General features: G+C 65.8%; 29 protein-coding genes. 14 read left to right on the top strand and 15 right to left on the bottom strand.

Annotated elements, in window-relative coordinates; genetic code table 11:
- Positions 1-62: 62 nt before the first annotated feature.
- From ACOJTD_RS03345 to ACOJTD_RS03335, 3 genes are read right to left on the bottom strand one after another with little or no spacing between them, the layout of a single operon-like run.
- Complete coding sequence (locus ACOJTD_RS03345) at positions 63-1,124, bottom strand: MBL fold metallo-hydrolase (protein ID WP_420131522.1); 1,062 nt, start codon at positions 1,122-1,124, stop codon at positions 63-65.
- Between the two features lie 4 nt (positions 1,125-1,128).
- Positions 1,129-1,539: a type II toxin-antitoxin system VapC family toxin gene (locus ACOJTD_RS03340; protein WP_420131521.1), complete on the bottom strand. Its 411-nt coding sequence runs from the start codon at positions 1,537-1,539 to the stop codon at positions 1,129-1,131.
- Positions 1,540-1,788, bottom strand: coding sequence for a type II toxin-antitoxin system Phd/YefM family antitoxin (locus ACOJTD_RS03335; protein WP_420131520.1), 249 nt, complete (start codon positions 1,786-1,788; stop codon positions 1,540-1,542). It abuts the gene before it with no gap.
- A gap of 266 nt (positions 1,789-2,054) precedes the next feature.
- Here ACOJTD_RS03335 and ffh point away from each other — a divergent pair, with 266 nt between their 5' ends.
- From ffh to leuC, 6 genes are all read left to right on the top strand, one after another.
- Positions 2,055-3,605: a signal recognition particle protein gene (gene ffh / locus ACOJTD_RS03330; protein ID WP_420131519.1), complete on the top strand. Its 1,551-nt coding sequence runs from the start codon at positions 2,055-2,057 to the stop codon at positions 3,603-3,605.
- A 120-nt stretch (positions 3,606-3,725) separates the two neighbouring features.
- Positions 3,726-4,049, top strand: coding sequence for a 30S ribosomal protein S16 (rpsP, locus tag ACOJTD_RS03325; RefSeq protein ID WP_420131518.1), 324 nt, complete (start codon positions 3,726-3,728; stop codon positions 4,047-4,049).
- 9 nt (positions 4,050-4,058) lie between these two features.
- A complete protein-coding gene (gene rimM / locus ACOJTD_RS03320) occupies positions 4,059-4,607 on the top strand; it encodes a ribosome maturation factor RimM (protein ID WP_420131517.1) in 549 nt (182 codons plus the stop codon).
- 297 nt (positions 4,608-4,904) lie between these two features.
- The gene (gene trmD / locus ACOJTD_RS03315; RefSeq protein ID WP_420131516.1) at positions 4,905-5,648 is read left to right on the top strand and encodes a tRNA (guanosine(37)-N1)-methyltransferase TrmD; all 744 of its coding nucleotides are present in this window, start codon (positions 4,905-4,907) and stop codon (positions 5,646-5,648) included.
- Between the two features lie 113 nt (positions 5,649-5,761).
- Complete coding sequence (rplS, locus tag ACOJTD_RS03310) at positions 5,762-6,157, top strand: 50S ribosomal protein L19 (protein ID WP_420131515.1); 396 nt, start codon at positions 5,762-5,764, stop codon at positions 6,155-6,157.
- Between the two features lie 314 nt (positions 6,158-6,471).
- Positions 6,472-7,881, top strand: coding sequence for a 3-isopropylmalate dehydratase large subunit (gene leuC / locus ACOJTD_RS03305; RefSeq protein WP_420131514.1), 1,410 nt, complete (start codon positions 6,472-6,474; stop codon positions 7,879-7,881).
- A gap of 163 nt (positions 7,882-8,044) precedes the next feature.
- Here leuC and ACOJTD_RS03300 read toward each other — a convergent pair whose 3' ends face one another.
- From ACOJTD_RS03300 to ACOJTD_RS03280, 5 genes are all read right to left on the bottom strand, one after another.
- Positions 8,045-8,641 carry a hypothetical protein gene (locus ACOJTD_RS03300; RefSeq protein ID WP_420131513.1) on the bottom strand — a complete coding sequence of 199 codons (597 nt, stop codon included), beginning with the start codon at positions 8,639-8,641 and terminating at the stop codon, positions 8,045-8,047.
- Between the two features lie 139 nt (positions 8,642-8,780).
- Positions 8,781-9,050 (bottom strand): hypothetical protein, encoded by a 270-nt coding sequence (locus tag ACOJTD_RS03295; RefSeq protein WP_420131512.1) that lies wholly within the window; start codon positions 9,048-9,050, stop codon positions 8,781-8,783.
- 167 nt (positions 9,051-9,217) lie between these two features.
- Positions 9,218-9,508: a hypothetical protein gene (locus tag ACOJTD_RS03290; RefSeq protein WP_420131511.1), complete on the bottom strand. Its 291-nt coding sequence runs from the start codon at positions 9,506-9,508 to the stop codon at positions 9,218-9,220.
- A 182-nt stretch (positions 9,509-9,690) separates the two neighbouring features.
- The gene (locus ACOJTD_RS03285) at positions 9,691-9,909 is read right to left on the bottom strand and encodes a hypothetical protein (RefSeq protein ID WP_420131510.1); all 219 of its coding nucleotides are present in this window, start codon (positions 9,907-9,909) and stop codon (positions 9,691-9,693) included.
- Between the two features lie 76 nt (positions 9,910-9,985).
- A complete protein-coding gene (locus ACOJTD_RS03280) occupies positions 9,986-10,291 on the bottom strand; it encodes a hypothetical protein (RefSeq protein ID WP_420131509.1) in 306 nt (101 codons plus the stop codon).
- A gap of 125 nt (positions 10,292-10,416) precedes the next feature.
- Between ACOJTD_RS03280 and ACOJTD_RS03275 the strand changes: the two genes are divergently transcribed.
- Both ACOJTD_RS03275 and leuD read left to right on the top strand, forming a co-directional pair.
- Positions 10,417-10,818, top strand: coding sequence for a metallopeptidase family protein (locus ACOJTD_RS03275; protein WP_420131508.1), 402 nt, complete (start codon positions 10,417-10,419; stop codon positions 10,816-10,818).
- 87 nt (positions 10,819-10,905) lie between these two features.
- Positions 10,906-11,511 carry a 3-isopropylmalate dehydratase small subunit gene (leuD, locus tag ACOJTD_RS03270; RefSeq protein WP_420131507.1) on the top strand — a complete coding sequence of 202 codons (606 nt, stop codon included), beginning with the start codon at positions 10,906-10,908 and terminating at the stop codon, positions 11,509-11,511.
- Positions 11,512-11,799: 288 nt separating this feature from the next.
- Here leuD and ACOJTD_RS03265 read toward each other — a convergent pair whose 3' ends face one another.
- A complete protein-coding gene (locus ACOJTD_RS03265; RefSeq protein ID WP_420131506.1) occupies positions 11,800-12,678 on the bottom strand; it encodes an HpcH/HpaI aldolase/citrate lyase family protein in 879 nt (292 codons plus the stop codon).
- 195 nt (positions 12,679-12,873) lie between these two features.
- Between ACOJTD_RS03265 and ACOJTD_RS03260 the strand changes: the two genes are divergently transcribed.
- Together ACOJTD_RS03260 and ACOJTD_RS03255 are read left to right on the top strand one after the other, a co-directional pair.
- Positions 12,874-13,518, top strand: coding sequence for a carbonic anhydrase (locus ACOJTD_RS03260; RefSeq protein ID WP_420131505.1), 645 nt, complete (start codon positions 12,874-12,876; stop codon positions 13,516-13,518).
- Between the two features lie 121 nt (positions 13,519-13,639).
- Positions 13,640-13,855 (top strand): DUF3072 domain-containing protein, encoded by a 216-nt coding sequence (locus ACOJTD_RS03255; protein WP_054165166.1) that lies wholly within the window; start codon positions 13,640-13,642, stop codon positions 13,853-13,855.
- 218 nt (positions 13,856-14,073) lie between these two features.
- Here ACOJTD_RS03255 and ACOJTD_RS03250 read toward each other — a convergent pair whose 3' ends face one another.
- Positions 14,074-15,108, bottom strand: a complete 1,035-nt coding sequence (locus ACOJTD_RS03250) for an aspartate-semialdehyde dehydrogenase (protein ID WP_420131504.1) — start codon at positions 15,106-15,108, stop codon at positions 14,074-14,076.
- Between the two features lie 153 nt (positions 15,109-15,261).
- On the opposite strand from ACOJTD_RS03250, the gene ACOJTD_RS03245 reads away from it, so the two are divergent.
- Complete coding sequence (locus ACOJTD_RS03245) at positions 15,262-15,600, top strand: hypothetical protein (protein WP_420131503.1); 339 nt, start codon at positions 15,262-15,264, stop codon at positions 15,598-15,600.
- Between the two features lie 163 nt (positions 15,601-15,763).
- A complete protein-coding gene (locus tag ACOJTD_RS03240) occupies positions 15,764-16,144 on the top strand; it encodes a hypothetical protein (protein ID WP_420131502.1) in 381 nt (126 codons plus the stop codon).
- A gap of 271 nt (positions 16,145-16,415) precedes the next feature.
- Here ACOJTD_RS03240 and leuB read toward each other — a convergent pair whose 3' ends face one another.
- Positions 16,416-17,528: a 3-isopropylmalate dehydrogenase gene (leuB, locus tag ACOJTD_RS03235; RefSeq protein ID WP_420131501.1), complete on the bottom strand. Its 1,113-nt coding sequence runs from the start codon at positions 17,526-17,528 to the stop codon at positions 16,416-16,418.
- Between the two features lie 225 nt (positions 17,529-17,753).
- On the opposite strand from leuB, the gene ACOJTD_RS03230 reads away from it, so the two are divergent.
- Positions 17,754-18,938, top strand: a complete 1,185-nt coding sequence (locus ACOJTD_RS03230) for a YbfB/YjiJ family MFS transporter (RefSeq protein WP_420131500.1) — start codon at positions 17,754-17,756, stop codon at positions 18,936-18,938.
- A gap of 141 nt (positions 18,939-19,079) precedes the next feature.
- Here the strand turns inward: ACOJTD_RS03230 and ACOJTD_RS03225 are convergent, their stop codons facing one another.
- The 4 genes from ACOJTD_RS03225 to ACOJTD_RS03210 all read right to left on the bottom strand — a co-directional run bounded on the left by ACOJTD_RS03225 (position 19,080) and on the right by ACOJTD_RS03210 (position 22,065).
- The gene (locus tag ACOJTD_RS03225; protein ID WP_420131499.1) at positions 19,080-19,589 is read right to left on the bottom strand and encodes a superoxide dismutase family protein; all 510 of its coding nucleotides are present in this window, start codon (positions 19,587-19,589) and stop codon (positions 19,080-19,082) included.
- 256 nt (positions 19,590-19,845) lie between these two features.
- On the bottom strand, positions 19,846-20,625 hold the full coding sequence (locus tag ACOJTD_RS03220; RefSeq protein WP_420131498.1) for a molybdopterin-dependent oxidoreductase: 780 nt from the start codon (positions 20,623-20,625) through the stop codon (positions 19,846-19,848).
- Positions 20,626-20,627: 2 nt separating this feature from the next.
- Positions 20,628-21,266: a cytochrome b/b6 domain-containing protein gene (locus ACOJTD_RS03215; protein ID WP_420131497.1), complete on the bottom strand. Its 639-nt coding sequence runs from the start codon at positions 21,264-21,266 to the stop codon at positions 20,628-20,630.
- A gap of 217 nt (positions 21,267-21,483) precedes the next feature.
- Positions 21,484-22,065, bottom strand: a complete 582-nt coding sequence (locus ACOJTD_RS03210) for a fasciclin domain-containing protein (RefSeq protein WP_420131496.1) — start codon at positions 22,063-22,065, stop codon at positions 21,484-21,486.
- 270 nt (positions 22,066-22,335) lie between these two features.
- Here ACOJTD_RS03210 and ACOJTD_RS03205 point away from each other — a divergent pair, with 270 nt between their 5' ends.
- A complete protein-coding gene (locus ACOJTD_RS03205) occupies positions 22,336-23,847 on the top strand; it encodes a malonate--CoA ligase (protein WP_420131495.1) in 1,512 nt (503 codons plus the stop codon).
- Positions 23,848-24,058: the final 211 nt, after the last annotated feature.

Genomic DNA, 24,058 nt, shown 5'->3' with positions numbered 1-24,058 from the left:
CTTCGTCGCTTCGCTCCTCGCAATGACGGAATCGAGAGGCTGCCGCGGCGATTACAGACTCATCAAATTTCGAACACCTGCCCCGGCTTCAGCACCCGAAACCGCTCGCGCGGCACGGCGGCGGCATCGAGCGCGGCGGCGAGATCCTGCTCCGGCGCATCCATCGCCTCGTCGGTGAGCTGAAACGTGAAGTGATGATTGGCGAGCGCCTGCTCGGCGCCGCAATCCGCCAGCGCCCTCACAGCGTCGGCGGGATTCATGTGTTGATCCTTCATGAACCAGCGCGGCTCGTAGGCGCCGATCGGCAGGATCGCCAGCCGCAGCGGGCCATGCGCGGCGCCGACATTGCGGAAGTGCTTGCCCTCGCCGTAACCGGAATCGCAGACGACGTAGATCTTGCCGGCTGGCGTCTCCAGCACGAAGCTCGCCCATAGGGCGCGATTGCGGTCGAACGGGCCACGCGCCGTCCAATGCCGGGTCGGCACCAGCGTCACCGCGACGCCGTCACCGAGCACGACGCGGTCGCTCCAGTCGTAGGCTTCGGCGCGGATCGCCTTGTCGTGCGACGCCATGGTGAAATCGTTGCCGAGCGGCGTGATCACCCGGGGCGCATGCCGCGCGGCGAGCCGCGACAGCGTCGCCAGATCGAGATGGTCGTAATGGCCGTGCGACACCAGCACGATGTCGATCTTCGGCAACTTGTCGAAGGCGATGCCGGGATCGTTGTGGCGTTTCGGGCCCGCGAAACTCACCGGCGACACCCGCTCCGACCATACCGGATCGATCAGGATGTTGAGCCCGCCGGTCTGCAGCAACCAGCTGGCATGGCCGACGTAACTCAGCCGCGCCGTCGCGCCGGTCACCTGCGGCGGCGGAACGTCCGCGGCGACGTTCGGCACCCAGTCGGGCCACTTCGCCGGCTTGGTGGTGAACCGCCAGCGCAGCACGTCCATCCAGCCCTTCGGCGGCACGCCGTCGCGATCGAAGAAGCGCTCACCGTCGAAATGATCGGTGATCGGGCCTTTGGAGGAGGTCATGCGGGATACCCAGAAGGAGGACAGACCGGCAGTGGCCGCAAGGCCGGCGAGGCTCGCCAGCAGGCGGCGACGGGTGATCAGCGTCATACAGTCATGCGCCAACCAGCCCGACGCCTTCGGCCTCCGCAGCCCGGATCAGCGCGGCATCGAGCGTCGCCAGCTCAATCCCCTCGCGCTGCGCGAGTTCGAGATAGGCGGCGTCGTAGAACGTCAGGCGATGGCGCTGGGCCAGTTCGAACAGCGCATTCGACGATGATGGAAGGCGATCGAATGTGATGGCCGCGCGATTGATGCGCTCCAGTACGCGCTGGATCTGCAGATTGTCGATGCGTCCTCGCCTCGATCCGACCAATAAGGTATTCCGCAGTTCAAACCAGAACAGCGCGGGTGCCACAGCGGTTGCGCTACCTTGGAGTCGCGCAAACGCTGCATCGGCGACGGGTTCATCCTCATCGTCGAAACAATAGGCCGCCGCGACCGAGGCATCGAGTACGAAGCGCATTTAGAGGCGACGACCTTCGTCACGCCAAGCGATAATCTCTTCCGCGGTCGCCGGCCCAGACTTCTTGCGCAGTTCCTTCAGTTCTTCGATTGCTCGCCGGGCATCCTCCCGGCGGCTTTCGTCAAACGGAGGGGCCAACTCAACCGACCTCGCCCCCTCGCGGCTGATCGTCACTGTCTCGCCGCGCTCGACTTCGTCGAGCAGCTCCGTGATGTTGGCCCGCGCATCCGCCAGGCTGACGTGCTTCATGACCTGCGACCTTTGTTAAGTCGCCGATATATAGCAATTTTCCGTTGTTTCGGCAGACCCTGCAAAAGCACAAAACGCCGCAATTCTTGACTTCCGAGCAGTGTCGCGTCTAGATGCCGGCGAAATCTCGGAAAGTCTTCTTTTCGATCCGCCGACCGGTCCTGGAGGCCGGAGGTCAACGCCCGACAGCGCGATGCGCCCTCGGGCGCCATAAGTGTTTGCTTCTGTAGGCCTTTCACCGAAAGGCCGCCGCTGGAATTGGGCCGATGTTCGACAATCTGTCGGAAAAGCTGGGTGGCATTCTCGATCGGCTGACCGGGCGCGGTGCGCTCAGCGAGGCCGATGTCGATGCGGCGATGCGCGAGATCCGCCGCGCGCTGCTGGAGGCCGACGTCGCGCTCGAAGTGGTGCGCTCGTTCACCGACAAGGTCCGCGAGCAGGCGATCGGCGCCACCGTGGTCAAGTCGGTCAAGCCCGGCCAGATGGTGGTCAAGATCGTCAATGACGAACTGATCGCCATGCTCGGCTCCGAAAGCCAGGCGATCGACCTCAACGCCGTGCCGCCGGTGCCGATCATGATGGTCGGCCTGCAGGGCTCCGGCAAGACCACCACCACCGCCAAGCTGGCGCGCCGGATGACCGAGCGCGACAAGCGCAAGGTGCTGATGGCCTCGCTCGACGTCTATCGCCCGGCCGCCATGGAGCAGCTCGCAGTGCTGGGCCGCGATCTGCAGATCGATACGCTGCCGATCGTCGCCGGCCAGAAGCCGCCGGATATCGCGCGCCGCGCGATGGAAGCCGGCAAGCTCGGCGGCTACGACGTCGTGCTGCTCGACACCGCCGGCCGCACCACGCTCGACGAAGACATGATGAGCGAGGCGGCCGACATCAAAGCCGCCGCCAATCCGCACGAAGTGCTGCTGGTCGCGGATAGCTTGACCGGCCAGGACGCCGTCAACCTCGCCCGCGCCTTCGATCAGCGCGTCGGCCTCACCGGCATCGTGCTGACCCGTATCGACGGCGACGGCCGCGGCGGCGCGGCGCTGTCGATGCGCGCCGTGACCGGCAAGCCGATCAAGCTGATGGGCACCGGGGAAAAGACCGACGCGCTGGAGGACTTTCACCCCAGCCGCATCGCCGGCCGCATCCTCGGCATGGGCGACATCGTCTCGTTGGTGGAGAAGGCCGCCTCGACGCTCGACGCCGAGAAGGCCGCGGCCGTCGCCGAGAAGATGCGCAAGGGCAAGTTCGACCTCGCCGACATGCGCGAACAGCTGCAGCAGATGTCCAAGATGGGCGGCATCGGCGGGCTGATGGGGATGATGCCCGGCATCTCCAAGATGAAGAATCAGATCGCCGCCGCCGGCATCGACGACAAGATCCTCAAGCGCCAGGTCGCGATCATCGATTCGATGACCCGCGAGGAGCGCAAGAACCCCGACATCCTCAAGGCCAGCCGCAAGAAGCGCATCGCCGCCCGCGCCGGCATCAAGGTCGAGGACGTCAACAAGCTCTTGAAGATGCATCGCAACATGGCCGACATGATGAAGGCCGTGAGCCGCGGCAAGGGCGGCCCGATGGCCGGCCTCGCCAAGGCGATGGGTTTTGGCGGCGGCATGCCGTCTCCGGACGAAATCAAGGCGATGCAGGAGAAGATGCAGGCCGAAGGCGGTGGCCTGCTTGGCGGTCTTCCCGAGCTGCCCAAGGACCTTCCCGCCAGCCTGCGCGGCGGCCTGCCCAATCTGCCCGGCCTCACCGGCCTCCCTGGCAAGCCGACCCTGCCGGGTCTCGGCGGCCTGTTCGGGAAGAAGAAATGAGCTTCCGCCGCTCACTGACCTCTCTTCTGTCATTCCGGGCTCGCGCTACGCGCGCCCCGGAATGACGAACTGACTACTTAGTAATCCAACACATACCGAACCCCACCTAAGGAGCCAACAATGTCCGTCGTCATCCGCCTCGCGCGCGCTGGTACCAAGAAGCGTCCGTTCTATCACGTCGTCGTCGCCGACTCGCGCTTCCCGCGCGACGGCCGCTTCATCGAGCGTCTCGGTTACTTCAACCCGCTGATGGCCAAGGACAACGAAGCCCGCCTCAAGCTCGACCTCGACAAGGCCAAGGATTGGCTCGCCAAGGGCGCGCAGCCGTCGGATCGCGTCGCCCGCTTCCTCGACACCGCCGGCGTCAAGAAGCGCGAAGCCCGCAACAACCCCGAGAAGGCGGTGCCGCGCAAGGAGCGCAAGGCCGCCGAAGCCGGCAAGTAAGCCGGCCTCATGGCATCCGGGCCGACCTCCGACGCCCGGCAAGTCTGCGTCGCGCGCATCGGCGCGCCGCACGGCGTGCGCGGCGCGGTGCGGCTGTGGAGCTTCACCGCCGATCCGTTCGCCGTCGCTGATTACGGGCCGCTCGCCACCAAAGACGGCGCGCGCGCGTTCGAGATCGCGACCGCGCGCGAGGCCAAGGATCATCTGGTGGTGACGCTGAAGGGCGTCACCACGCGCGACGACGCCGAACGCCTCAACGGCCTCGAACTCTACGTGCCGCGCGATGCGCTGCCGCCGACCGATGACGATGAGTACTACCACGCCGACCTGATCGGCCTCGCGGCGGTCACGGTCGCCGGCGAGCCGCTCGGCCGCGTGGTGGCGATGCACGATTTCGGCGCCGGCGACATCATCGAGATCGCGCCGCCCTCGGGCCCGACGCTGCTGCTGCCATTCACCAATGCGGTGGTGCCAACCGTCGATTTGCAGGCCGGGCGGGTGATCGTCGAACCGCCGAGCGAAATCGAAGGCGACACGCCGAACCATCCGGAGGCGTAAGCTTCGCAAACTCCCGTGTCCCGGACGCGATGCAGCAGGTAGTGCTGCTTCGCAGATCCGGGACCCCGGTTACTTTCTTAACTGCCCAAACAACAAACCGGGGCCCCGGATCTGCAGCGCATCCCGCCTTCGGCGCGCTGCGCTTTGTCCGGGGCACGGTGCTACACATTTAGCTCTCGCGTCATCGCCGGGCTTGACCCGGCGATCCATCGTCTTGCGAAGATGATGGATGCGCGGGTCGAGCCCGCGCATGACGCTTCGTTTGCAGCGAGCCTGCACAACTCACGGACTGCCCCGATGTGGCGCGCCACCGTTCTCACCTTGTTTCCGGAGATGTTTCCCGGCCCGCTCGGCGTCAGCCTGGCGGGGCGGGCGCTGGCGTCGGGACTGTGGGGGCTGGAGGCGCGGGATATCAGGGATTCGGCCACCGACCGGCACCGCAGCGTCGACGACACGCCGGCCGGCGGCGGGCCCGGCATGGTGCTGCGCGCCGACGTGCTTGCGGCGGCGATCGATGCGGTGGACGCCGCCGCTGACCGTCCCCGCCTCGTGATGAGCCCGCGCGGCCGGCCGCTGACACAGGCGCGGGTGGCGGAGCTCGCGGCCGGACCCGGCCCGCTGATCGTCTGCGGCCGGTTCGAGGGCATCGACCAGCGGGTGATCGACGCCCGCCAGCTCGAGGAAATCTCGATCGGCGACTACGTGCTGTCCGGCGGCGAGATCGCCGCGATGGCGCTGATCGATTCCTGCGTCCGCCTGCTGCCCGGGGTGATGGGCAAGCTGGAATCCTCGACCGAAGAGAGTTTTTCGAGCGGACTGCTGGAATATCCGCAATACACCCGCCCGCAGCTGTTCGAGGGCCGTGCGATCCCCGAGATCCTGACCTCGGGCGACCACGCCAAGGTCGCGGCTTGGCGGCAGGCGGAATCCGAGGCCCTGACCAGGGCCCGCAGGCCCGATCTTTGGGCGCTGCGGCCGGTGCAAATCACGGGGCCGAAAAGCGAATCGCGAAAAACGCCAAAAAACAAGACGGACGGGTGACAAACCCCCAGGATTGCCGTATAGCACCGGCAAATCCGTGCAATGGCAGGACAATGGATCTTCGCGCAGCCCGCGCCGGGATGGTCGGGCGCGCCGCCGATGGAGAATTACCGATGAACCTCATCCAGACGCTCGAAAAAGAGCAGTTCGACAAGCTGTCCGCCGGCAAGACGATTCCGGAGTTCGGTCCCGGTGACACCGTGATCGTCAACGTGAAGGTCGTCGAAGGCGAGCGTTCGCGTGTGCAGGCCTATGAGGGCGTCTGCATCGGCCGCTCCGGCCAGGGCATCAATGAGAGCTTCACCGTGCGCAAGATTTCGTATGGCGAGGGCGTCGAGCGCGTGTTCCCGCTGCTGTCCCCGATGATCGACTCGATCAAGGTGGTGCGCCGCGGCAAGGTACGTCGCGCCAAGCTGTATTACCTGCGCAACCTGCGCGGCAAGTCGGCCCGCATCGTCGAGAAGAAGCAGGATCGTCCTGCGGCCGCCGCTGCCGGCGCCGCCGAGTAATCAGTTTCATCGATCCGAGATTCGAAAGCGCGGCCTTAGGGTCGCGCTTTTTTGTTGCGGCTGCGTTGCGCAACGGCCGGCTGCGCGAAACATTGTCGGCCTGCCGCGACGTGCTATATGGATGGAATGTTTCCAGACCGCTCCACGCTCCGGCTCGCCCGCGTCGTCCTCGACGACCGCAGCCGCTTGCCGTGGCGGTTCTTCGGCCGGCTTACCACCGCCGCGCTGATTAGCTGACCTGCCGGCGGCGCACTGCGCCGCGCGCACACGCTCTCACGCCGACAATTCAAAGATCCTGCTGAAGGACCGACATCATGTCCGCCAAACCCACCACGCTGTACGACAAGATCTGGAACGATCACCTGGTCCACGAGGCCGAGGACGGCACCTGCCTGCTGTATATCGACCGCCATCTGGTGCACGAAGTCACCTCGCCGCAGGCGTTCGAAGGCCTGCGCACCACCGGCCGCAAGGTCCACGCGCCGGAGAAGACGCTGGCGGTGGTCGATCACAACGTGCCGACCAGCGATCGCAGTAAGCCCAACCCCGATCCGGAGAGCGCCGAGCAGATCGCCGCGCTCGCCGAGAACGCGCGCGATTTCGGCGTCACCTATTACAACGAATTCGACAAGCGTCAGGGCGTCGTCCACGTCATCGGCCCGGAGCAGGGCTTCACCCTGCCCGGCACCACCATCGTGTGCGGCGACAGCCACACCTCGACGCACGGTGCGTTCGGCGCGCTGGCGCACGGCATCGGCACGTCCGAGGTCGAGCATGTGCTGGCGACGCAGACGCTGATCCAGAAGAAGGCCAAAAACATGCGCGTGACCGTCGACGGCGCATTGCCGGACGGCGTCACCGCCAAGGACATCATCCTGGCGATCATCGGCGAGATCGGCACTGCAGGCGGCACCGGCTACGTGCTGGAATACGCCGGCGACGCGATCCGCGCGCTGTCGATGGAAGGCCGGATGACGGTCTGCAACATGTCGATCGAAGGCGGCGCCCGCGCCGGCCTGATCGCGCCCGACCAGAAGGCCTACGACTTCCTGAAGGGCCGTCCGATGGCGCCGAAGGGCGAGATGTGGGACGCGGCGCTGCGCTATTGGGAGACGCTGCGCTCCGACGAGGGCGCGCATTTCGACCATGAGATCCGGCTCGACGCCGCCGCCCTGCCGCCGATCGTGACCTGGGGCACCAGCCCCGAGGACGTCATCTCGATCACCGGCAAGGTGCCGAATCCCGCCGACATCGCCGATGAAGCCAAGCGCCTCTCCAAGGAGCGCGCGCTGGCTTATATGGGCCTGACGCCGGGCACCAAGATCACCGACATCAAGATCGACCGGATGTTCATCGGCTCCTGCACCAACGGCCGCATCGAAGACCTGCGCGCCGCCGCCAAGGTCGCCGAGGGCAAGACCGTCAACGGCAACGTCAAGGCGATGATCGTGCCGGGCTCGGGTCTGGTGAAGGAGCAGGCTGAAGCGGAAGGTCTGGACAAGATCTTCATCAAGGCCGGCTTCGACTGGCGCGAGCCGGGCTGCTCGATGTGCCTGGCCATGAACCCCGACAAGCTGGCGCCGGAAGAGCGCTGCGCCTCGACCTCGAACCGCAACTTCGAAGGCCGCCAGGGCTTCAAGGGCCGCACCCATCTGGTGTCCCCCGCGATGGCCGCCGCCGCCGCGATCGCCGGTCACTTCGTCGATATCCGGGACTGGCACTAAGCACAGCGTGCTGCACGAGTACCAACGTCATTTCCTGGCTTGACCCGGCAATCCATCCTTCAGAGACGATGGACCGCCGGGTCAAGCCCGGCGGTGACGATCAGGGTGTGATGGCAAACCACAGGCGCCCGATCGGGCGCCTGTTTGTTTTGGTGGCTGCGTCCTACCAGTACACGCGCCAATGACGATGATGGCGGTGATGGTGCCAGTACGGTCGGTGCCAGTGATGCCGCCATGGACGGAACTGACAGACGCGGCGCGGGCCATAGTACGTGTAGATCACGCGGCAGAACCGGCGCGGGCCGTAATACACCGGTGCGTAGTAGCGCGGACGGTAGAAGCCGTAATAGCGGGGGCCGTAATAGTGCCGGCGGAAGCCGTAGGGACGATGGCCGTAGAACCGCGGACCGCCGTAGAATCTTGGCGCGCCGTAAAACCGGCGATGATGATAGGCGCCGCCGATACCGTATGCGCCGCGATGAAATCCGCCACCGTGAAACGCCGGACGAAAGCCGCCGCCATGAAAATGGCCGCCGTGAAAGCCGCCGCCGTGGTGGCCACCACCATGCCCGCCGCGCACCTGGATGGCGCGGTCGGTGGCCGGCTTCAGTGCGCCGGCGGTGACCGGAGCGAAGGCTTGCGCTCGCGGCGCGCCGGCGATCGACGCAGCCAGGGCGGCAAACGCTGCCACGCCGAGTACGCCCAGCCGGCGCACGAATTGCAAACGAACCCGCCTCACTGCGATTGCTGCTGTGGCCATCCGTCCTCCGATCCGCCGCGAGCCGGCGATGCGACACAAAGGATCTTCGATCACGACGAGGCTATGAAGACGGACGTGAACGCGTCATGAATGGCACACCCCAACTACGTTGGGCCAGAGATGCCAACTACGCGTCGTGTTACCAGGACGGCTGGAACCCGTAGCCGCCGAAGCCGAATGGAAAGAACGGCGCCATGCCGTCGGGGCGAGCGCCATATGGCTGCGCTCCAGCAACCGGTCCACGCGCGCCGCGCTGGCGATGAGCGGCGCGATATTTGTGGCCGCGCACCGAGCGTTGCGCATGAGGGCGGCCGCGATGCCGAGCGCTGACATCGGTGATCGCACGCTCAGAGCCGACCTGCGGCGCGGCGCGGCTCGCGTCGTTCGACGCGTGCGCCGTCATGGGCATGAGTAGTCCGAGGACGCCGGCCACAACCGCAGCACAGATCCAGGTTCGCATCGCTTGATCCTCCCTCGGCTCGACCGCCGCATGTTAGCGCGGCCCGACCGCCTGCGACAGGCCCAAACAAAAACAGGCCCGCGGAACGGGCCTGTTTGCTGAACAACACGTTGCGATCAGCGCCAGTGGCGGTGATGCGGACGGATGTGGCGATGATGACCGTAGTGACGGTGCGGCCGATGCCAGTGGCGGTGCACCCGCGGGTGATGCCGGTAGCCGTGATGATGGCGATAGCCGTGACGGTGATGGCGATACTGCACTTCGCTCACGTTCGGCACGACATCGCGCTGCACGCTGGTGGCGATGCCCGCGGCCGCGACCGGCGCGGCCTGCGCGCGATCGCCGGGCGCTGCGATCAGCAGCAGACCCGCGATGGCGGCGAGACCCGAGAGTTTCAGAAGGTTCATGATGGAGGTTCCTTGGTTGGAGATGCGCTTCGTCCGATGATGCGGAGTTGTTAGTTCGGATCCGCAGAGCGACCGGCGCCGCTTGTGATCATGCTGAGGCGCACGACGTGAACGCAAAGTGAATGCGTCTGCATGCGCGAATGAATGCCGCGGCCGACAAGTAGTTCCGCGTCGCGCGCTTTTTACTCTGCACGCTGGGAAACAAAACGCCGCTTCGCGCGTATTTGCTGGCATTTGGCGAAGGAGACCAACATGACGCAGGCCCGCTGGCGACGAAGCGTCGCAGCTTCGGCGATCGCGACGTGCGGCATCGTGGCGCTCAGCGCAAACGTCGCAGCAGCATCACCTGCCATCGCAACGACGGCCGCCGGCGAGCCGGTCGATACCGCGATGGCGTTCATGGTTTACGGATCGATGGCGGCCGGGGTAGTGGCAGGTCTGATCAGCCGTGCCGATCGCTCCCGCCGATAGAGAGGCTCAGCCGCGGCGCCAGAAGCAGTTCATGCGCGGCGTGATCACGGTTCCGCTCGGCCGATATTCCTGCACATAGGTGGCGGTGCATTCGCGCACCGCATTCGGACCGGGATTGAAGCGCGGATAGACGTCGTCGCCGGCCGCGGGCCGGGGATAGATCCGCAGTCGCCGCGGCTTGCGGCGCTGCTGCGCCGAGACGTCAGTGGTGGCGGCCGAGGCAGACGTCGCAGCCTGGGTCCGGGACTGGGCCTGCGCCGCTTGCGGAGCCTGCGCCAGCAGCATCACCGCCGCCAGACCCGCTATGGTCATCCGTCCGATCATCGCCCGCCCCATCCCTCGATCTTCGCCGGCACCGTCCCCGATCAGGCTGCCGGCGTCAACCGCAACCGTTTGCCGCCTTTGCCGAAACGCCGGTCATCCCCTACAAGACGCGGATGTGGACCTCCGCCAAAGCGCCCTCGCTCGACGACTTCGAACAGATGGCCCACGACGTCTATGGCAAGCTGCCGCACGAATTCCGCACGCTGTGCGAGGGCGTGATCATCCGCGTCGACGATTTCCCGACCGACGAGGTGATGGACGAGATGCAGGTGCAGACCGAGTTCGACCTGCTCGGCCTGTTCCAGGGCATCGGGCTGCCGCAGCAGTCGAGCCAGGACATCGCCCCGATGCCCAACATGATCTGGCTGTATCGCCGGCCGATCCTCGACTATTGGGCCGACCACGACGACACGCTCGGCGACATCATCCGCCACGTCCTGATCCACGAAATCGGCCACCATTTCGGCCTGTCGGATGCCGACATGGAAGCCATCGAGGCGCAGGGCGAGGACTGAGGCCCGCGCAGGGCGATCTGCGCAACAAACGCCTTGGAACGCCGGCCCTAGCCAGCTAAAACCCGGCCTCAATCTGGGAAAATCGCCATGGACAAGTTCACCACGCTGGAAGGCGTCGCGGCGCCGCTGAAGATCATCAATGTCGACACCGACATGATCATTCCGAAGCAGTACCTGAAGACCATCAAGCGCACCGGCCTCGGCAAGGGCCTGTTCTCCGAGCAGCGCTACAAGGACGACGGCAGCGAGAACCCGGATTTCGTGCTGAACAAGCCGGCCTATCGCAAGGCGTCGATCCTGGTGGCCGGCGACAATTTCGGCTGCGGCTCGAGCCGCGAGCACGCGCCGTGGGCGCTGCTCGATTTCGGCATCCGCTGCGTGATCTCGACCTCGTTCGGCGACATCTTTTACAACAACTGCTTCAAGAACGGCATTCTGCCGATCCGCGTGTCGCAGGAAGACCTCGACAAGCTGTTCGACGACGCCGAGCGCGGCGCCAACGCCACCGTGACGATCGACCTGCCGGCGCAGGAGATCCGCGGCCCGGACGGCGGCACGATCAAGTTCGAGATCGACCCGTTCCGCAAGCACTGCTTGATCAACGGCCTCGACGACATCGGCCTGACGCTCGAGAAGAAGTCGTCAATCGACAGCTACGAAGAGAAGCTGAAGACCGAGCGCGCCTGGGCGTAACCTCTTTCACCTCTCCCCGCGCGCGGGGAGAGGTCGGATCAGCGCCCAGCGATGATCCGGGTGAGGGGGCGCCTCCACGCGGCCGAGACTCAGTGCCCGCGTCGCCCCTCACCCCACCCCTCTCCCCGCAAGAGCGGGGCGAGGGAGCAGGCTGCAATCGGGGCACCTTCGCGATTCCTATCACCGCAGTCATTCCGGGTTCGCGCGCTGCGCGCGCGCCCCGGAATGACGTGCGTGGGTCTGGCCCGATGCTAGCGCTGGCGTGACGGGGCTCGCTCCGCGGTCCGCCTACTTCCCCGCCCGTTCGATCGCGTCGGCGATCGCGATCGTCTTCTTGGCGATCTCGGCGTGCAGGCGCTCGACCATGCGGCCGTCGAGCTGGATCGCGCCGCGGCCCTGATTTTCCGGGCGATCGAACGCCGTGAGGATGGCGCGGGCCTGGGCGACATCGTCCGGCGGCGGCGTGAAGGCGGCGTTGCAGGCGTCGATCTGGCCGGGATGGATCAGCGTCTTGCCGTCGAAGCCGAGATCGCGCGCCTGGGCACATTCGGCACCAAGGCCGTCGGTATTGGCGATGTCGCTGTAGGGCCCGTCGAGCGCCACCAGGCCGTGGACGCGCGCGGCCAGCACGCAGTTCAGCATCATCGGCAGCATGGTGGAACGTCCCGGCAGCATCCGGATGCCGGTCTCGCGCGAGATGTCGTTGGGGCCGAACACGAAGCCGGCCAGCCGGTTTTCGGGGTTCTGTGCCTGCGCGGCCAATTCCTCGGCATGCAGCACGCCGCGCGCGGTCTCGATCATGATCCAGACCCGGATCGCCGGATCGGCCTTCAGCGCGGTGAGCTGCGCCGTGATCGTGGCAATGTCTTCGATGCTCGACACCTTCGGCACCAGAATGCCGTCGGGCTTCACCTTGGCGGCCATCGCCATGTCGTCCTGCCACCACGGCGAATCCAGCGCGTTGATCCGCACCAGCACTTCGCGATGGCCGTAGCCCCCGGCAGACACCGCGGCGGCGATCTGCTCGCGCGCCTGCGCCTTGGCGTCCGGCGCCACTGCATCCTCGAGATCGAGGATCAGGCCGTCGGCCGGCAGCAGCCGGGCCTTCTCCAGCGCGCGCGCATTTGATCCCGGCATGAACAGCAGGCTGCGGCGCGGTCGGATCATCGGAGGGCCTCCACAAATAGGAAAATCACCCGAGCCGATAACATTTCAGTGCCGGCGCCGGAAGGCTTGTTCGTCGCCGCATCCTGTGATTATCCCTGCGGCATCAGGCGCGCGCGTATCCTGGTCGCATCACATTCCCGCATCCGCGCAACGTTCGCACCCTCACGATTCTCCAGCCACAGAGAGACCGCGCCGATGGCCTCCTTCCCGACCTCCCTGATCTCCGGATACGAAGCGTTCCGCGCCCAGCGGCTGCCGACCGAACAGTCGCGCTACCGCGAACTATCCGAGCGCGGCCAGTCGCCCGAGGTCATGCTGATCGGTTGCTGCGATTCGCGCGTGTCGCCCGAAGTGATCTTCGATGCCGGTCCGGGCGAAATGTTCGTGGTGCGGAACGTCGCCAATCTGGTGCCGGTGTACGAGCCCGATGGCGGCGCGCACGGCGTGTCGGCGGCACTCGAATTCGCCGTGCAGGTGCTGAAGGTGAAGCACATCGTGGTGCTCGGCCACGCGCAATGCGGCGGTATCCGCGCCTTCGTCGAGAAGCCTGCGCCGCTGACGCCGAGCGACTTCATCGGCCGCTGGATGTCGATGTTCGCCAAGCCGGGCGAAGTGGTCGAGCAGCGCGACCACGAGACCATGCAGGACTTCATCACCCGGATCGAAAAGGCCGCGGTGCTGCGCAGCCTCGAAAACCTGATGACGTTCCCGTGCATCAAGATCCAGGTCGAGCGCGGCAAGATCCAGCTTCACGGCGCTTATTTCGGCGTCGCCGCCGGCGACCTGTTCGTGCTCGATCAGGAGACCAAGAAGTTCGTCCCCGCCGTGAAGGTGGTGTAGTTCGCGGTCTCCCCTCCCAAACCATCGTCATGGCCGGGACGAGCCCGGGCATGACGGCTTGGTGTTAGTCGGAACGGAGCATGAACTTCGTGCGTTGGTGACGAAACGCAGGAGCTCCGCGATGGACAATCCCAAGACCACGACCGCTTCGAACACCGAGAAGGATCCGGACGACTGGGTCAGCGGCGACGAGCCGATGACCGGCGCCCAGGCGTCGTATCTCAAGACGCTGAGCGAACAGGCGCACGATCCGGACGCTTATCAGGACGACCTCACCAAGGCCGAAGCCTCGAAGCGCATCGATGCGCTACGCGAGAAGGCCGGCGTGGCGAAGTAACAAAGCTCGTCATGCGCGGGCCTGACCCGCGCATCCATCGCGCGCGTCAGCGCTGTAACAGTCTCACGAAGTAGATGGATTGCCGGGTCAAGCCCGGCAATGACGCTGGATGTGGGGATGCGTAGGGTGGGCACAGCGAAGCGTGCCCACGCGCTGTTACCAAGCAGCGTACAGGTGGGCACGCGCTGCGCGCTTTGCCCACCCTACGATGTTGTCAATCACGCCGCTTTCTTCTTCGCGGTGATCAGCTTGCGGTTGATCAGCACTTCGGCGATCTGGATCGCGTTCAGCGCCGCGCCCTTGCGGAGGTTGTCGGAGACGCACCAGAACGCCAGCCCGTTCTCCACCGTGCCGTCCTCGCGGATGCGGCTGATGTAGGTGGCGTCCTCACCGGCGGCTTCATACGGCGTGACGTAGCCGCCCGGCTCGTGCTTGTCGATCACCAGGCAGCCCGGCGCGTTGCGCAGGATGCTCCGCGCTTCGTCGGCAGTGATCGGATTCTCGAACTCGACGTTGACCGATTCCGAATGGCTGACGAACACCGGCACCCGCACGCAGGTGGCGGTGAGCTTGATCTTCGGATCGAGAATCTTCTTGGTCTCGACCACCATCTTCCACTCTTCCTTGGTAAAGCCGTCTTCCATGAAGACGTCGATCTGCGGGATGAGGTTGAAGGCGATCCGCTTGGGGAATTTCTTATTCACCAGCTCGTCGTTGGTGTAGACGGCCTTGGTCTGCGAGAACAGCTCGTCCATCGCATCCTTGCCGGCGCCCGACACCGACTGATAGGTCGACACCACCACGCGCTTGATCTTGGCGTGGTCGTGCAGCGGCTTCAGCGCCACTACGAGCTGCGCGGTCGAGCAGTTCGGATTGGCGATGATGTTCTTCTTGGTGAAGCCGGCAGCGGCCGCGGCGTTCACTTCCGGCACGATCAGCGGCACGTCCGGATCCATCCGCCACGCCGACGAATTGTCGATCACGACCGCGCCCTGAGCGCCGATCTTGGGCGACCATTCCTTCGACACTTCGCCGCCCGCCGACATCAGGCAGATGTCGACGTCGCTGAAGTCGTAGTGCTCCAGCGCCTTGCATTTCAGGGTCTTGTCGCCGTAGCTCACCTCGACGCCGACCGAGCGGCGCGACGCCAGCGCCACCACTTCGTCCGCCGGGAACTTGCGCTCGTCCAGAATGCCGAGCATTTCGCGTCCGACATTGCCGGTCACACCGACCACCGCGACTTTGTAACCCATCGTTGACTCTCCGAAGAAATTCGCCTGCCGCGCTCTGACGCGGAAAGGAGAAGCCAGCGCTTCTATGCGAGAAACGCCCGCAACACAACTTGATACCTGCTCTGCGCAGGCCTTGCCGTCGTCCGAGTCTCATTCCGTCCAGGAATCCTGCCGATGCGACCGCCTCCGGCCGTCCGGACCACCCCGCAGCGGATTCATCCCGCCCTGCGCGGCTTCGCGGCGGAGTGCCGCGACACCCTGCTGGGCGTGCTGGCCTATGCGGGCGTACTGGCACTGATCGGCCTGGCGGTGATCTACGTCGCAGCCCCGCTGACCGACGCGGCGATTTCGGCCGTCCGCGACGGACCCGCGATCCGGATCGATCTGGCCGGCATCAGCACGCCGGAAATCCTCCGGCATCCCGATGACGGCCGCAAGGACAATCCGGGCAGCACGACAGTCGGCCAAGCCGGCAGCGCTCCAGCGAAGCTCGGGCTGCGCGGCGCCTTGTGACAGTGATTCGCTAGAATCGTTAAGGCGCTGGAATCGATGCAACATTCTGGCAAGGTCGGGATTGCATTATTGCGCGCGGTGTTGCCGGATTGACCTTGTGGCGGTGCCACAGGCGCGGCTACAAAGAGGCGTAATTCGCAATGCGTCTGCCGATGAGGACCCGATGACCCTGAAACTGAATGCCGCCAAGACGTTTGCGGTGCTGCTCGCGACGGCAGCCGTGATCGCGACCGGCATCTCCTCCGCGGACGCGCAGCAGACCACCAAGAAGCGCGTGTACCGGACCAACGACCAGATCCGCTACGGCGACCGCGGCCCGAACGTGTCGTACCAGTCGGGCCCGCGCACCCGCGTCTACATCACCAAGCGCTCCTGGCTCGACGCCGGCACCGAAGTGCTGCCGGGCGACCGCAAGTTCAGCGATTACGCCTTCCCGCCGGGCTACTCCTTCGCCCGCGAGAACGCCCAGCGCCCGCTCGACCGCGCCCCGCTCAACCCGCCGTCCGATCTCGGCGGCTACCCGCAGCAATTCCCGCTGTACTGAGCGACGCCAAGACCCGGCGACGAGGACATCCCGATACGAAAATGCCCGGCTTGGCCGGGCATTTTTTATGGTCAACCGCCCATCTCGTCCTCACCCGAGTCACGTGCCCCGGATGCTGCGCAGCGCGCCGCCCTTCGCGGCGTGGTGCGCAGCTGATCCGGGGCCCCGGTGCCTTCGGTCGGCGAGCATTTAACTGCGTCAGCGTCGGAAAACCGGGGTCCCGGGTCTGCGAAGCGGCATAAGGATGCCGCATCGCGCCCGGGACACAAGGTTAGCCGTGCAGCGCCTGCAGTTCAGCGACGATCGCTTCGCCCATCTGGCTGGTCGACACCACGGTCGCACCTTCGCTCTTGATGTCGGCGGTGCGCAGTCCCTTGGCCAGCACCGCGGCGATGGCGGCGTCGAGCTTGTCTGCGAGCTCGCCCATGTCGAGCGAATAGCGCAGCGCCATGCCGAACGAGGCCAGCATCGCCACCGGATTGGCCATACCCTTGCCGGCGATGTCGGGGGCCGAGCCGTGCACCGGCTCGTACATCGCCTTGCGCTTGCCGGTCTTGGCATCGACTTCGCCGAGCGACGCCGACGGCAGCATGCCGAGCGAGCCGGTCAGCATCGCGGCGATGTCGGACAGCATGTCGCCGAACAGGTTGTCGGTGACGATGACGTCGAACTGCTTCGGCCACTTCACCAGGTTCATGCCGCCGGAATCGGCGAGCTGGTGCTCGAGCTGCACGTCCTTGTATTCGCGCTGATGCACGGCGGTGATGACCTCGTTCCAGAGCACGCCCGTCTTCATGACGTTGCGCTTCTCCATCGAGGTGACCTTGTTGCGGCGCTTGCGGGCAAGGTCGAACGCCACCCGGCCGATCCGCTCGATCTCGTAGGTGTCGTAAACCTGGGTATCGACCGCGCGCTTCTGGCCGTTGCCGAGATCCGTGATGATCTTCGGCTCGCCGAAATACACGCCGCCGGTCAGCTCGCGGACGATCATGATGTCGAGGCCTTCGACAACCTCGGGCTTCAGGCTGGAGGCTTCGGCGAGCGCCGGGTAGCACACCGCAGGGCGGAGATTGGCGAACAGCGCCAGATCCTTGCGCAGCCGCAGCAGGCCGGCCTCGGGGCGCGCCTCGTAGGGCACGCCGTCCCACTTCGGGCCGCCGACCGCGCCGAAGATCACCGCGTCGGAAGCCTGCGCCAGCGCCATGGTGGCGTCGGTGATGGCGACCTTGTCGGCGTCATAGGCGGCGCCGCCGACCAGGCCGTGCTCGGTCTCGAACGTGGCGATGCCGGCCTTGTTGAGCCAGTCGATCAGCCGGCTGACTTCGGCCATCACTTCGGTGCCGATGCCGTCGCCGGGGAGCAGGAGCAGTTTATGCGTCGCCATGTGGAGCCTCGATATCGCTTGAAAGTCGTCATGCCCGGGCTCGACCCGGGCATCCATCTCCTTCCGAAGAACGACGGATTGCCGGGTCAAGCCCGGCAATGACGGGTCTATTGTGAAATCGGGCCGAGTGCTAAAGCGCCGTTGCGGGCTTGGCAAGACAGTGTTGCGAGCGGCTCTGTTGCCCAAACGGCGAACTCGCTGCCACTATGGCGGCGGGAGAAACGCTTGACCCTGCTCGACCGCACCGAGGCGCCGCCCCATGCCGCGCGCCTGATCCTGATCCTGTCATTGGCACCCACGGTCGGCCTCGGGATCGGCCGCTTCGCCTATTCGCTGCTGCTGCCGGACATGCTGGACAGCTTGGGCTGGACGTATTCCGCTGCCGGTTTCATGAACACCATCAACGCCGCCGGCTACCTCGCCGGCGCGCTGATCACCTCGAGGCTGGTGCAGCGCTATGGCCTGTCGGCGATCGTGCGCGCCGGGACGCTGGCCTGTGTGCTGTCGCTGGCGTTGTGTGCGGCCTCGGGCAATTTCCTGCTGCTGTCGGCGGCGCGGCTGATCGCCGGGATCGGTGCGGCGCTGGCGTTCGTGGCCGGCGGCGCGCTGGCGACCATCATCGCCCAGTCGCAGCCGGCGCGCTCGGCATTCCTGCTCAGCCTGTTCTATGCCGGGCCCGGCATCGGCATTCTGTCGTCCGGGCTGATCACGCCGTTTCTGCTGCAGACGGCGGGGCCGGGCTCGTGGTGGCTCGGCTGGCTGGTGATGGCGGCGCTGGCGGCCGCGATGACGCTGCCGCTGCTGCTGGCGCCGCTCGACAGCCACGCCACCATGAGCAGCGAGATCCCGGCGAGCTTCCGGGTGCGGCCGGTGCTGATCTATCTGGCCGGCTACTTCATGTTTGGCGCCGGCTACATCGCCTACATGACGTTCATGATCGCCTATGTGCGCGATGCCGGCGGCGGGGCGGCGGCGCAGAGCGCGTTCTGGTGCCTGATCGGCTGCAGCGCCTTCGTGACGCCCTGGGTGTGGCGGCGGGTGATGGCGCTGCATCGCGGCGGGCTGTCGACCACCATCATCCTGACCGTCAACGCGATCGGCGCCGCGCTGCCGCTGTTCGGGCTCTCGACCGCGATGCTGGCGATCTCGGCGCTGGTATTCGGGGTGTCGTTCTTCGCCGTGGTGGCCTCGACCACCGCCTTCGTGCGCTTCAACTATACGCAGGCGCAATGGCCGGGTGCGATCGCCGCGATGACGATCTCGTTCGGCATCGGCCAGACGCTCGGTCCGCTGGTGGTCGGCGCCATTACCGACGCGATCGGTTCGCTGTCATCAGCGCTCGCGGTGTCGGCTGCAACGCTGGCATTCGGGGCTCTGCTATCGGCATTTCAGCGACCGCTGCGCCACTAGCCCCACGGGAGTCATTCCGGGGCGCTTGCGCAGCAAGTGAACCCGGAATCCAGATGTTGTTGTGACGTGGGTCAGCGCAGAACGCCACGGGATTCCGGGTTCACGCGCATCGCGCGTGCCCCGGAATGACGTGCCTGGGTGTTACTGTTCGATCACGCCGCAGGCGATGCGGTCGCCGGCGTTGCCGGCCGGGTCGGTCTTGTAGTCGTCGGCCTTGGCGTGGATCACCAGCGCAGTGCCGCCGTCCTTGAACACCGAGTTCGGCTTGCCCTTGGCGAGCGTCACCGCATCGTTGGTGATCTCGACATCGAGCGCACCCGAAGCCGGGACGTTGAGGTTCGGCATGTCGCCGGCATGAGCGCCGCCCTCGGCCATCTTGCCGTGCTTCTTGTTGTCCGGATTGAAATGGCCACCCGCCGAGGTGAACGGCGGCTCGCACTTGCCGACCGCGTGAATGTGAAAGGCGTGCTCGCCGGGTGGCAGCCCCTTCAGCGTCAGCTTGATGGCGACGCCCTTGGCGCCCTCGGTGAGAGTCGCGGTGCCGATCTCGGCGCCTTCGGCATTCTTCAGCAGCGCCTTCGCAGTGTCGGCCGCGAGCGCGGTGCCGGTAAAGCCGATCAGCGCGGCGGTGCACAACATGGCTCGAATCATCAATCCCTCCCGGTGTGGTTTGCTGCGCGACGCTATCACCGTGGCGATGACACCGCCAACACGCGATCAGCCGCGGCGCACGCGTGGAACATTTTGCTCGCACGCCGCGGGCACCGCCCTCTCCGCGAGTCATTCCGGGGCGCTCGCGCAAGCGAGCGAACCCGGAATCTCGGCGGCTGCTTCGTTTCCATCACGTCGGGATTTCGGGTTCGCGCAGCTGCGCTGCGCGCCCCGGAATGCGGGAGTGGGGCGGCGACTAAAGCCCGCTGAACGAGTTGTAGCCCTGATCTTCCCAATAGCCGCCCTTGTAGTCGTTGGTAACTTCCATCGACACGACGTATTTGGGGTTCTTGAAGCCGAGCTTGGTGGGGATGCGGATCTTGATCGGGTAACCGTAGGCGCGTGGCAGCACCTGGCCGTCGTATTTCAACGTGATCTGGGTCTGCGGATGCAGCGCGGTCGGCATGTCGATCGGCGACGTGTAATCGTCGGCGCAGCGAAACCAGACGTATTTGGCGCGGGTGTCGGCGCCGACCAGCTTGAGGAAATCACGCAGCGGCGTGCCGCTCCACGAGCCGATCGCGCTCCAGCCTTCGACGCAGATGTGCCTGGTGATCTGGCTCACCTCGGGCAGCTTGTTCAGCTCCTCCAGCGTCCAGCTTTTCTTATTTTCGACCAGGCCGGTGACTTCGAGCGCCCACTCCTTGCCGTCGATATCGGGCGCCTCGTCCAGCGAGTAGAACGCGTTGAATGGAAACGGCCGGGTGATGTCCTTCTCTGAATATGTCGGCGCCAGCGCGTTGGGATTGAAGATCGCCGCCTGCACCGCGTCGTTGAATTTCGACACCTTGGCCAACAGCGTCTCGGCGGACGCGCCGTCGACCACATCGCAGCCGGTCAGCAGCGTCAGTGCGCCGAGGCTGGCGCCGCCGGTGAGGAAACGCCGGCGCGTCACGTCCGGCATCATCGCCGTGGCGTCCTTGACCAGCAGCTTCTTGTCGACTCCGGGGATCAGCAGTTGCTTGATGCGCAGCATGGCTACCTCCCGATGATCATCGCGCGCAGGCTCTTCGGCACCAGCAGCGCGAGCAGGATATGCACGATCAGGAAGGCGCAGATCGCCGTCATCGAGCCGAAATGCACGTAGCGCGCGGTGTCGTAGCCGCCGAACAGCGCCGTCAGCGCCTGGAATTGGACCGGCTTCCACATCGACAGGCCGGACAGCACGATCAGCACGCCGACCAGCAAGATGCCGACATACAGCAGCCGCTGCACGTAGTTGTAGACGGAGAGGTCGGCATGCGACAGCCGGAAGCTGATGGCCTTGCCGAGATCGGTCAGCACGCCGCGCGGCGAGATCGGCCACAGCTTGCGGCGAAAGCGGCCGGTGGCGAAGCCGAGCACGACGTACAGCATGCCGTTGATCACCAGCACCCACATCGCCGCGAAGTGCCACAGCAGGCCGCCGCCGAGCCAGCCGCCCAGCGTGATGTTGCGCTGGAACTGAAAGTCGAACAGCGGCGAGGCGTTGTAGATCTGCCAGCCCGACAGGATCATGGCGATCATCGCGGCCGCATTGATCCAGTGCATGATCCGCACCCAGGCGGGTTGAATCACTCTGGCGGCGGTGCCGACGCCGGTGGCGCCGGCCTGATCGCTGATCGTCGTGCTCGACATCGATGGCAGTCCTGAAACGGGTTGGTCCGGAGATGGTGGCCCTCTGCCAGACCATAACCCCGCCTCGTTACGGCCACTCCCTCACGATCGCCAGCGCCGAGCGGCGCTTCCGATCACGAAAGCGCGAGCCGGTGGCCGGCCCGCGCTCCGCGAAGCGGCGTGGGGACCGCTTCGTGCGGCCGCTCCCGGGGGACGATAGGAGCGGCCGATATTACGATCAGGACGGCATCAGCACGGTGTCGATCACGTGGATCACGCCGTTCGACTGATTGACGTTCGGGATCGTGACGGTCGAGGTGCCGCCCTTGCTATCGACCAGCGTCACCGTATCGCCCATGCGCTTCACCGTGAGTGTCTCGCCTTCCACGGTGGTCAGCTTCTTGCCGTCGGTGAGGTCGGCGGCGGCGAGCTTACCCGGGACGACGTGGTAGGTGAGGATCTTGGTGAGCTGCTTCTTGTTCTCCGGCTTCACCAGCGTGTCGACGATGCCCGGCGGAAGCTTGCCGAACGCCGCGTTGGTCGGCGCGAACACCGTGAACGGGCCCTTGCTTTCCAGCGTCTTGACGAGGCCGGCGGCCTTCACGGCGGCGACCAGCGTGGTGTGATCCTTGGAGTTGACCGCGTTCTCGACGATGTTCTTCGACGGATACATCGGCGCGCCGCCGACCATCACGGTGTCGCCGCTCATCGCGCTCTTCTTCATCATCTTGTCTTCGGCCGAGGCCGGCGTGGTTACCACGGCGTTCAGAGCCAGCACGCTGAGGGCGGCGGCGGACAGGAAAGCAATTCGCTTGGACATATCTCGTCTCCCGTTGGGTTAAAGGCCCGCAATACGACGCGGGTGATTGGTGACCCGGCTCGCGCCGGCGCAGCGGCCTGGCGGAGTGCCTTGTCGCGCCGAGCTACGGGAGGTTTCGGCCGTCGTTTCAGGATTTCTTTTTTGTCGCAGGGCGAAACCGAACGCACGGTCGCGCGTTCCTTGCCGCTTGTGCCCGCGGCACCCGTTGCGCTGGGATCGGCGTTGTTGTTATTGCAGTCGCGCCTTCCCGCAGCCTGACGGAACATCCTCATGAGCGCCAACCTGTTTTCCCGCCTGTTCGACGGGCTCGACAATCCCGCGAAGCTGGCGATCGAGACCGCAGACGGCGGCCGGATCAGCTACGGCGATCTGGTGGCACGCGCCGGCCGCGTCGCCAACGTCCTGACCGCGCGCGGCGTGAAGCCGGGCGACCGCGTCGCGGCGCAAACTGAAAAGTCGGTCGAAGCGCTGGTGCTGTATCTGGCGACGGTGCGGGCCGGCGCGGTGTATCTGCCGCTCAACACCGCCTACACGCTGCACGAGCTCGATTACTTCATCGGCGACGCCGAGCCGAAGCTGGTGGTCTGCGACCCGAGCAAACGTGACGGCATCACCGAGATCGCCGCCAAGGTCGGCGCCAGCGTCGAAACGCTCGGCGCCGATGGCCAGGGCTCGCTGACCGACGCGGCCGCGCAGGCCAAGGAAGACTTCGCCACCGTGCCGCGCGGCGCCGACGATCTCGCCGCGATCCTTTACACCTCGGGTACCACCGGCCGCTCCAAGGGCGCGATGCTGAGCCACGACAATCTGGCGTCGAACTCGCTGACGCTGGTCGACTTCTGGCGCTTCACCGCCGACGACGTGCTGATCCACGCGCTGCCGATCTATCATACGCACGGACTGTTCGTGGCCAGCAACGTGACGCTGTTCGCGCGCGCCTCGATGATCTTCCTGCCCAAGCTCGATCCGGAGAAGATCATCGACCTGATGGCCCGCGCCACCGTGCTGATGGGCGTGCCGACGTTCTACACGCGGCTGCTGCAGAGCCCGCGGCTGACCAAGGACTCGACCAGCCACATGCGGCTGTTCATCTCCGGCTCGGCGCCGCTGCTCGCCGATACGCATCGCGAGTGGTCGGCGCGCACCGGCCACGCCGTGCTCGAGCGCTACGGCATGACCGAGACCAACATGAACACGTCGAATCCCTATGACGGCGAGCGCGTCCCCGGCGCGGTCGGGCCGGCGCTGCCAGGCGTGTCGGCGCGCGTCACCGATCCGGAGAGCGGCAAGGAGCTGCCGCGCGGCGAGATCGGCATGATCGAGGTGAAGGGCCCCAACGTGTTCAAGGGCTATTGGCGGATGCCGGAGAAGACCAAGTCCGAGTTTCGCGACGACGGCTTCTTCATCACCGGCGACCTCGGCAAGATCGACGAGCGCGGCTACGTCCACATCCTCGGCCGCGGCAAGGATCTGGTGATCACCGGCGGTTTCAACGTCTATCCGAAGGAAATCGAAAGCGAGATCGACGCCATGCCGGGCGTGGTCGAATCCGCCGTGATCGGCGTCCCGCATGCCGATTTCGGCGAAGGCGTCACCGCCGTGGTGGTGCGTACCAAGGGTGCGCCGATCGACGAGTCGCAGGTAATCAAGAGCCTCGACGGCCAGATCGCCAAGTTCAAGATGCCCAAGAAGGTGATCTTCGTCGACGACCTGCCGCGAAATACGATGGGCAAGGTGCAGAAGAACGTGCTGCGGGAAACGTACAAGGATATTTACAAGTAACAACCTCGGTCATCCCGGGGCGCGCGTGAAAGGCGCGAACCCGGAATCCAGAAGTTGTTGCGCACCGGTTCTTTTCCGTCACCTCGAGATTCCGGGGTCGCTCGCTGACGCGAGCGCCCCCGAGTAACGGGGGTAGAGCGGACGAACTAACTGCGACTGGTGTATCAAGCACGGTGCCGGACCTCCCCTCCCCCTTGCGGGGAGGGGTCGG

Source organism: Rhodopseudomonas sp. (assembly GCF_048594845.1).
Lineage (GTDB): Bacteria > Pseudomonadota > Alphaproteobacteria > Rhizobiales > Xanthobacteraceae > Rhodopseudomonas.
This window is presented reverse-complemented; position numbering and strand designations above follow the sequence as displayed.

Coding starts and splice junctions, on each gene's coding strand:
- ACOJTD_RS03240 (WP_420131502.1), top strand. CDS start 15,764: ATGACCCTGAAACTGAATGCCGCCAAGACGTTTGCGGTGCTGCTCGCG.
- ACOJTD_RS03250 (WP_420131504.1), bottom strand. CDS start 15,108: ATGGGTTACAAAGTCGCGGTGGTCGGTGTGACCGGCAATGTCGGACGC.
- leuC (WP_420131514.1), top strand. CDS start 6,472: ATGTCCGCCAAACCCACCACGCTGTACGACAAGATCTGGAACGATCAC.
- ACOJTD_RS03345 (WP_420131522.1), bottom strand. CDS start 1,124: ATGACGCTGATCACCCGTCGCCGCCTGCTGGCGAGCCTCGCCGGCCTT.
- ACOJTD_RS03290 (WP_420131511.1), bottom strand. CDS start 9,508: ATGAACCTTCTGAAACTCTCGGGTCTCGCCGCCATCGCGGGTCTGCTG.
- ACOJTD_RS03245 (WP_420131503.1), top strand. CDS start 15,262: ATGCGACCGCCTCCGGCCGTCCGGACCACCCCGCAGCGGATTCATCCC.
- rplS (WP_420131515.1), top strand. CDS start 5,762: ATGAACCTCATCCAGACGCTCGAAAAAGAGCAGTTCGACAAGCTGTCC.
- ACOJTD_RS03225 (WP_420131499.1), bottom strand. CDS start 19,589: ATGATTCGAGCCATGTTGTGCACCGCCGCGCTGATCGGCTTTACCGGC.
- ACOJTD_RS03285 (WP_420131510.1), bottom strand. CDS start 9,909: ATGAACGCCATCGCGGTATCGACCGGCTCGCCGGCGGCCGTCGTTGCG.
- ACOJTD_RS03215 (WP_420131497.1), bottom strand. CDS start 21,266: ATGTCGAGCACGACGATCAGCGATCAGGCCGGCGCCACCGGCGTCGGC.
- ACOJTD_RS03300 (WP_420131513.1), bottom strand. CDS start 8,641: ATGGCCACAGCAGCAATCGCAGTGAGGCGGGTTCGTTTGCAATTCGTG.
- ACOJTD_RS03265 (WP_420131506.1), bottom strand. CDS start 12,678: ATGATCCGACCGCGCCGCAGCCTGCTGTTCATGCCGGGATCAAATGCG.
- ACOJTD_RS03335 (WP_420131520.1), bottom strand. CDS start 1,788: ATGAAGCACGTCAGCCTGGCGGATGCGCGGGCCAACATCACGGAGCTG.
- ffh (WP_420131519.1), top strand. CDS start 2,055: ATGTTCGACAATCTGTCGGAAAAGCTGGGTGGCATTCTCGATCGGCTG.
- leuD (WP_420131507.1), top strand. CDS start 10,906: ATGGACAAGTTCACCACGCTGGAAGGCGTCGCGGCGCCGCTGAAGATC.
- ACOJTD_RS03260 (WP_420131505.1), top strand. CDS start 12,874: ATGGCCTCCTTCCCGACCTCCCTGATCTCCGGATACGAAGCGTTCCGC.
- ACOJTD_RS03340 (WP_420131521.1), bottom strand. CDS start 1,539: ATGCGCTTCGTACTCGATGCCTCGGTCGCGGCGGCCTATTGTTTCGAC.
- ACOJTD_RS03255 (WP_054165166.1), top strand. CDS start 13,640: ATGGACAATCCCAAGACCACGACCGCTTCGAACACCGAGAAGGATCCG.
- leuB (WP_420131501.1), bottom strand. CDS start 17,528: ATGGCGACGCATAAACTGCTCCTGCTCCCCGGCGACGGCATCGGCACC.
- trmD (WP_420131516.1), top strand. CDS start 4,905: ATGTGGCGCGCCACCGTTCTCACCTTGTTTCCGGAGATGTTTCCCGGC.
- ACOJTD_RS03210 (WP_420131496.1), bottom strand. CDS start 22,065: ATGTCCAAGCGAATTGCTTTCCTGTCCGCCGCCGCCCTCAGCGTGCTG.
- ACOJTD_RS03205 (WP_420131495.1), top strand. CDS start 22,336: ATGAGCGCCAACCTGTTTTCCCGCCTGTTCGACGGGCTCGACAATCCC.
- ACOJTD_RS03280 (WP_420131509.1), bottom strand. CDS start 10,291: ATGACCATAGCGGGTCTGGCGGCGGTGATGCTGCTGGCGCAGGCTCCG.
- rimM (WP_420131517.1), top strand. CDS start 4,059: ATGGCATCCGGGCCGACCTCCGACGCCCGGCAAGTCTGCGTCGCGCGC.
- ACOJTD_RS03220 (WP_420131498.1), bottom strand. CDS start 20,625: ATGCTGCGCATCAAGCAACTGCTGATCCCCGGAGTCGACAAGAAGCTG.
- ACOJTD_RS03295 (WP_420131512.1), bottom strand. CDS start 9,050: ATGCCCATGACGGCGCACGCGTCGAACGACGCGAGCCGCGCCGCGCCG.
- ACOJTD_RS03275 (WP_420131508.1), top strand. CDS start 10,417: ATGTGGACCTCCGCCAAAGCGCCCTCGCTCGACGACTTCGAACAGATG.
- rpsP (WP_420131518.1), top strand. CDS start 3,726: ATGTCCGTCGTCATCCGCCTCGCGCGCGCTGGTACCAAGAAGCGTCCG.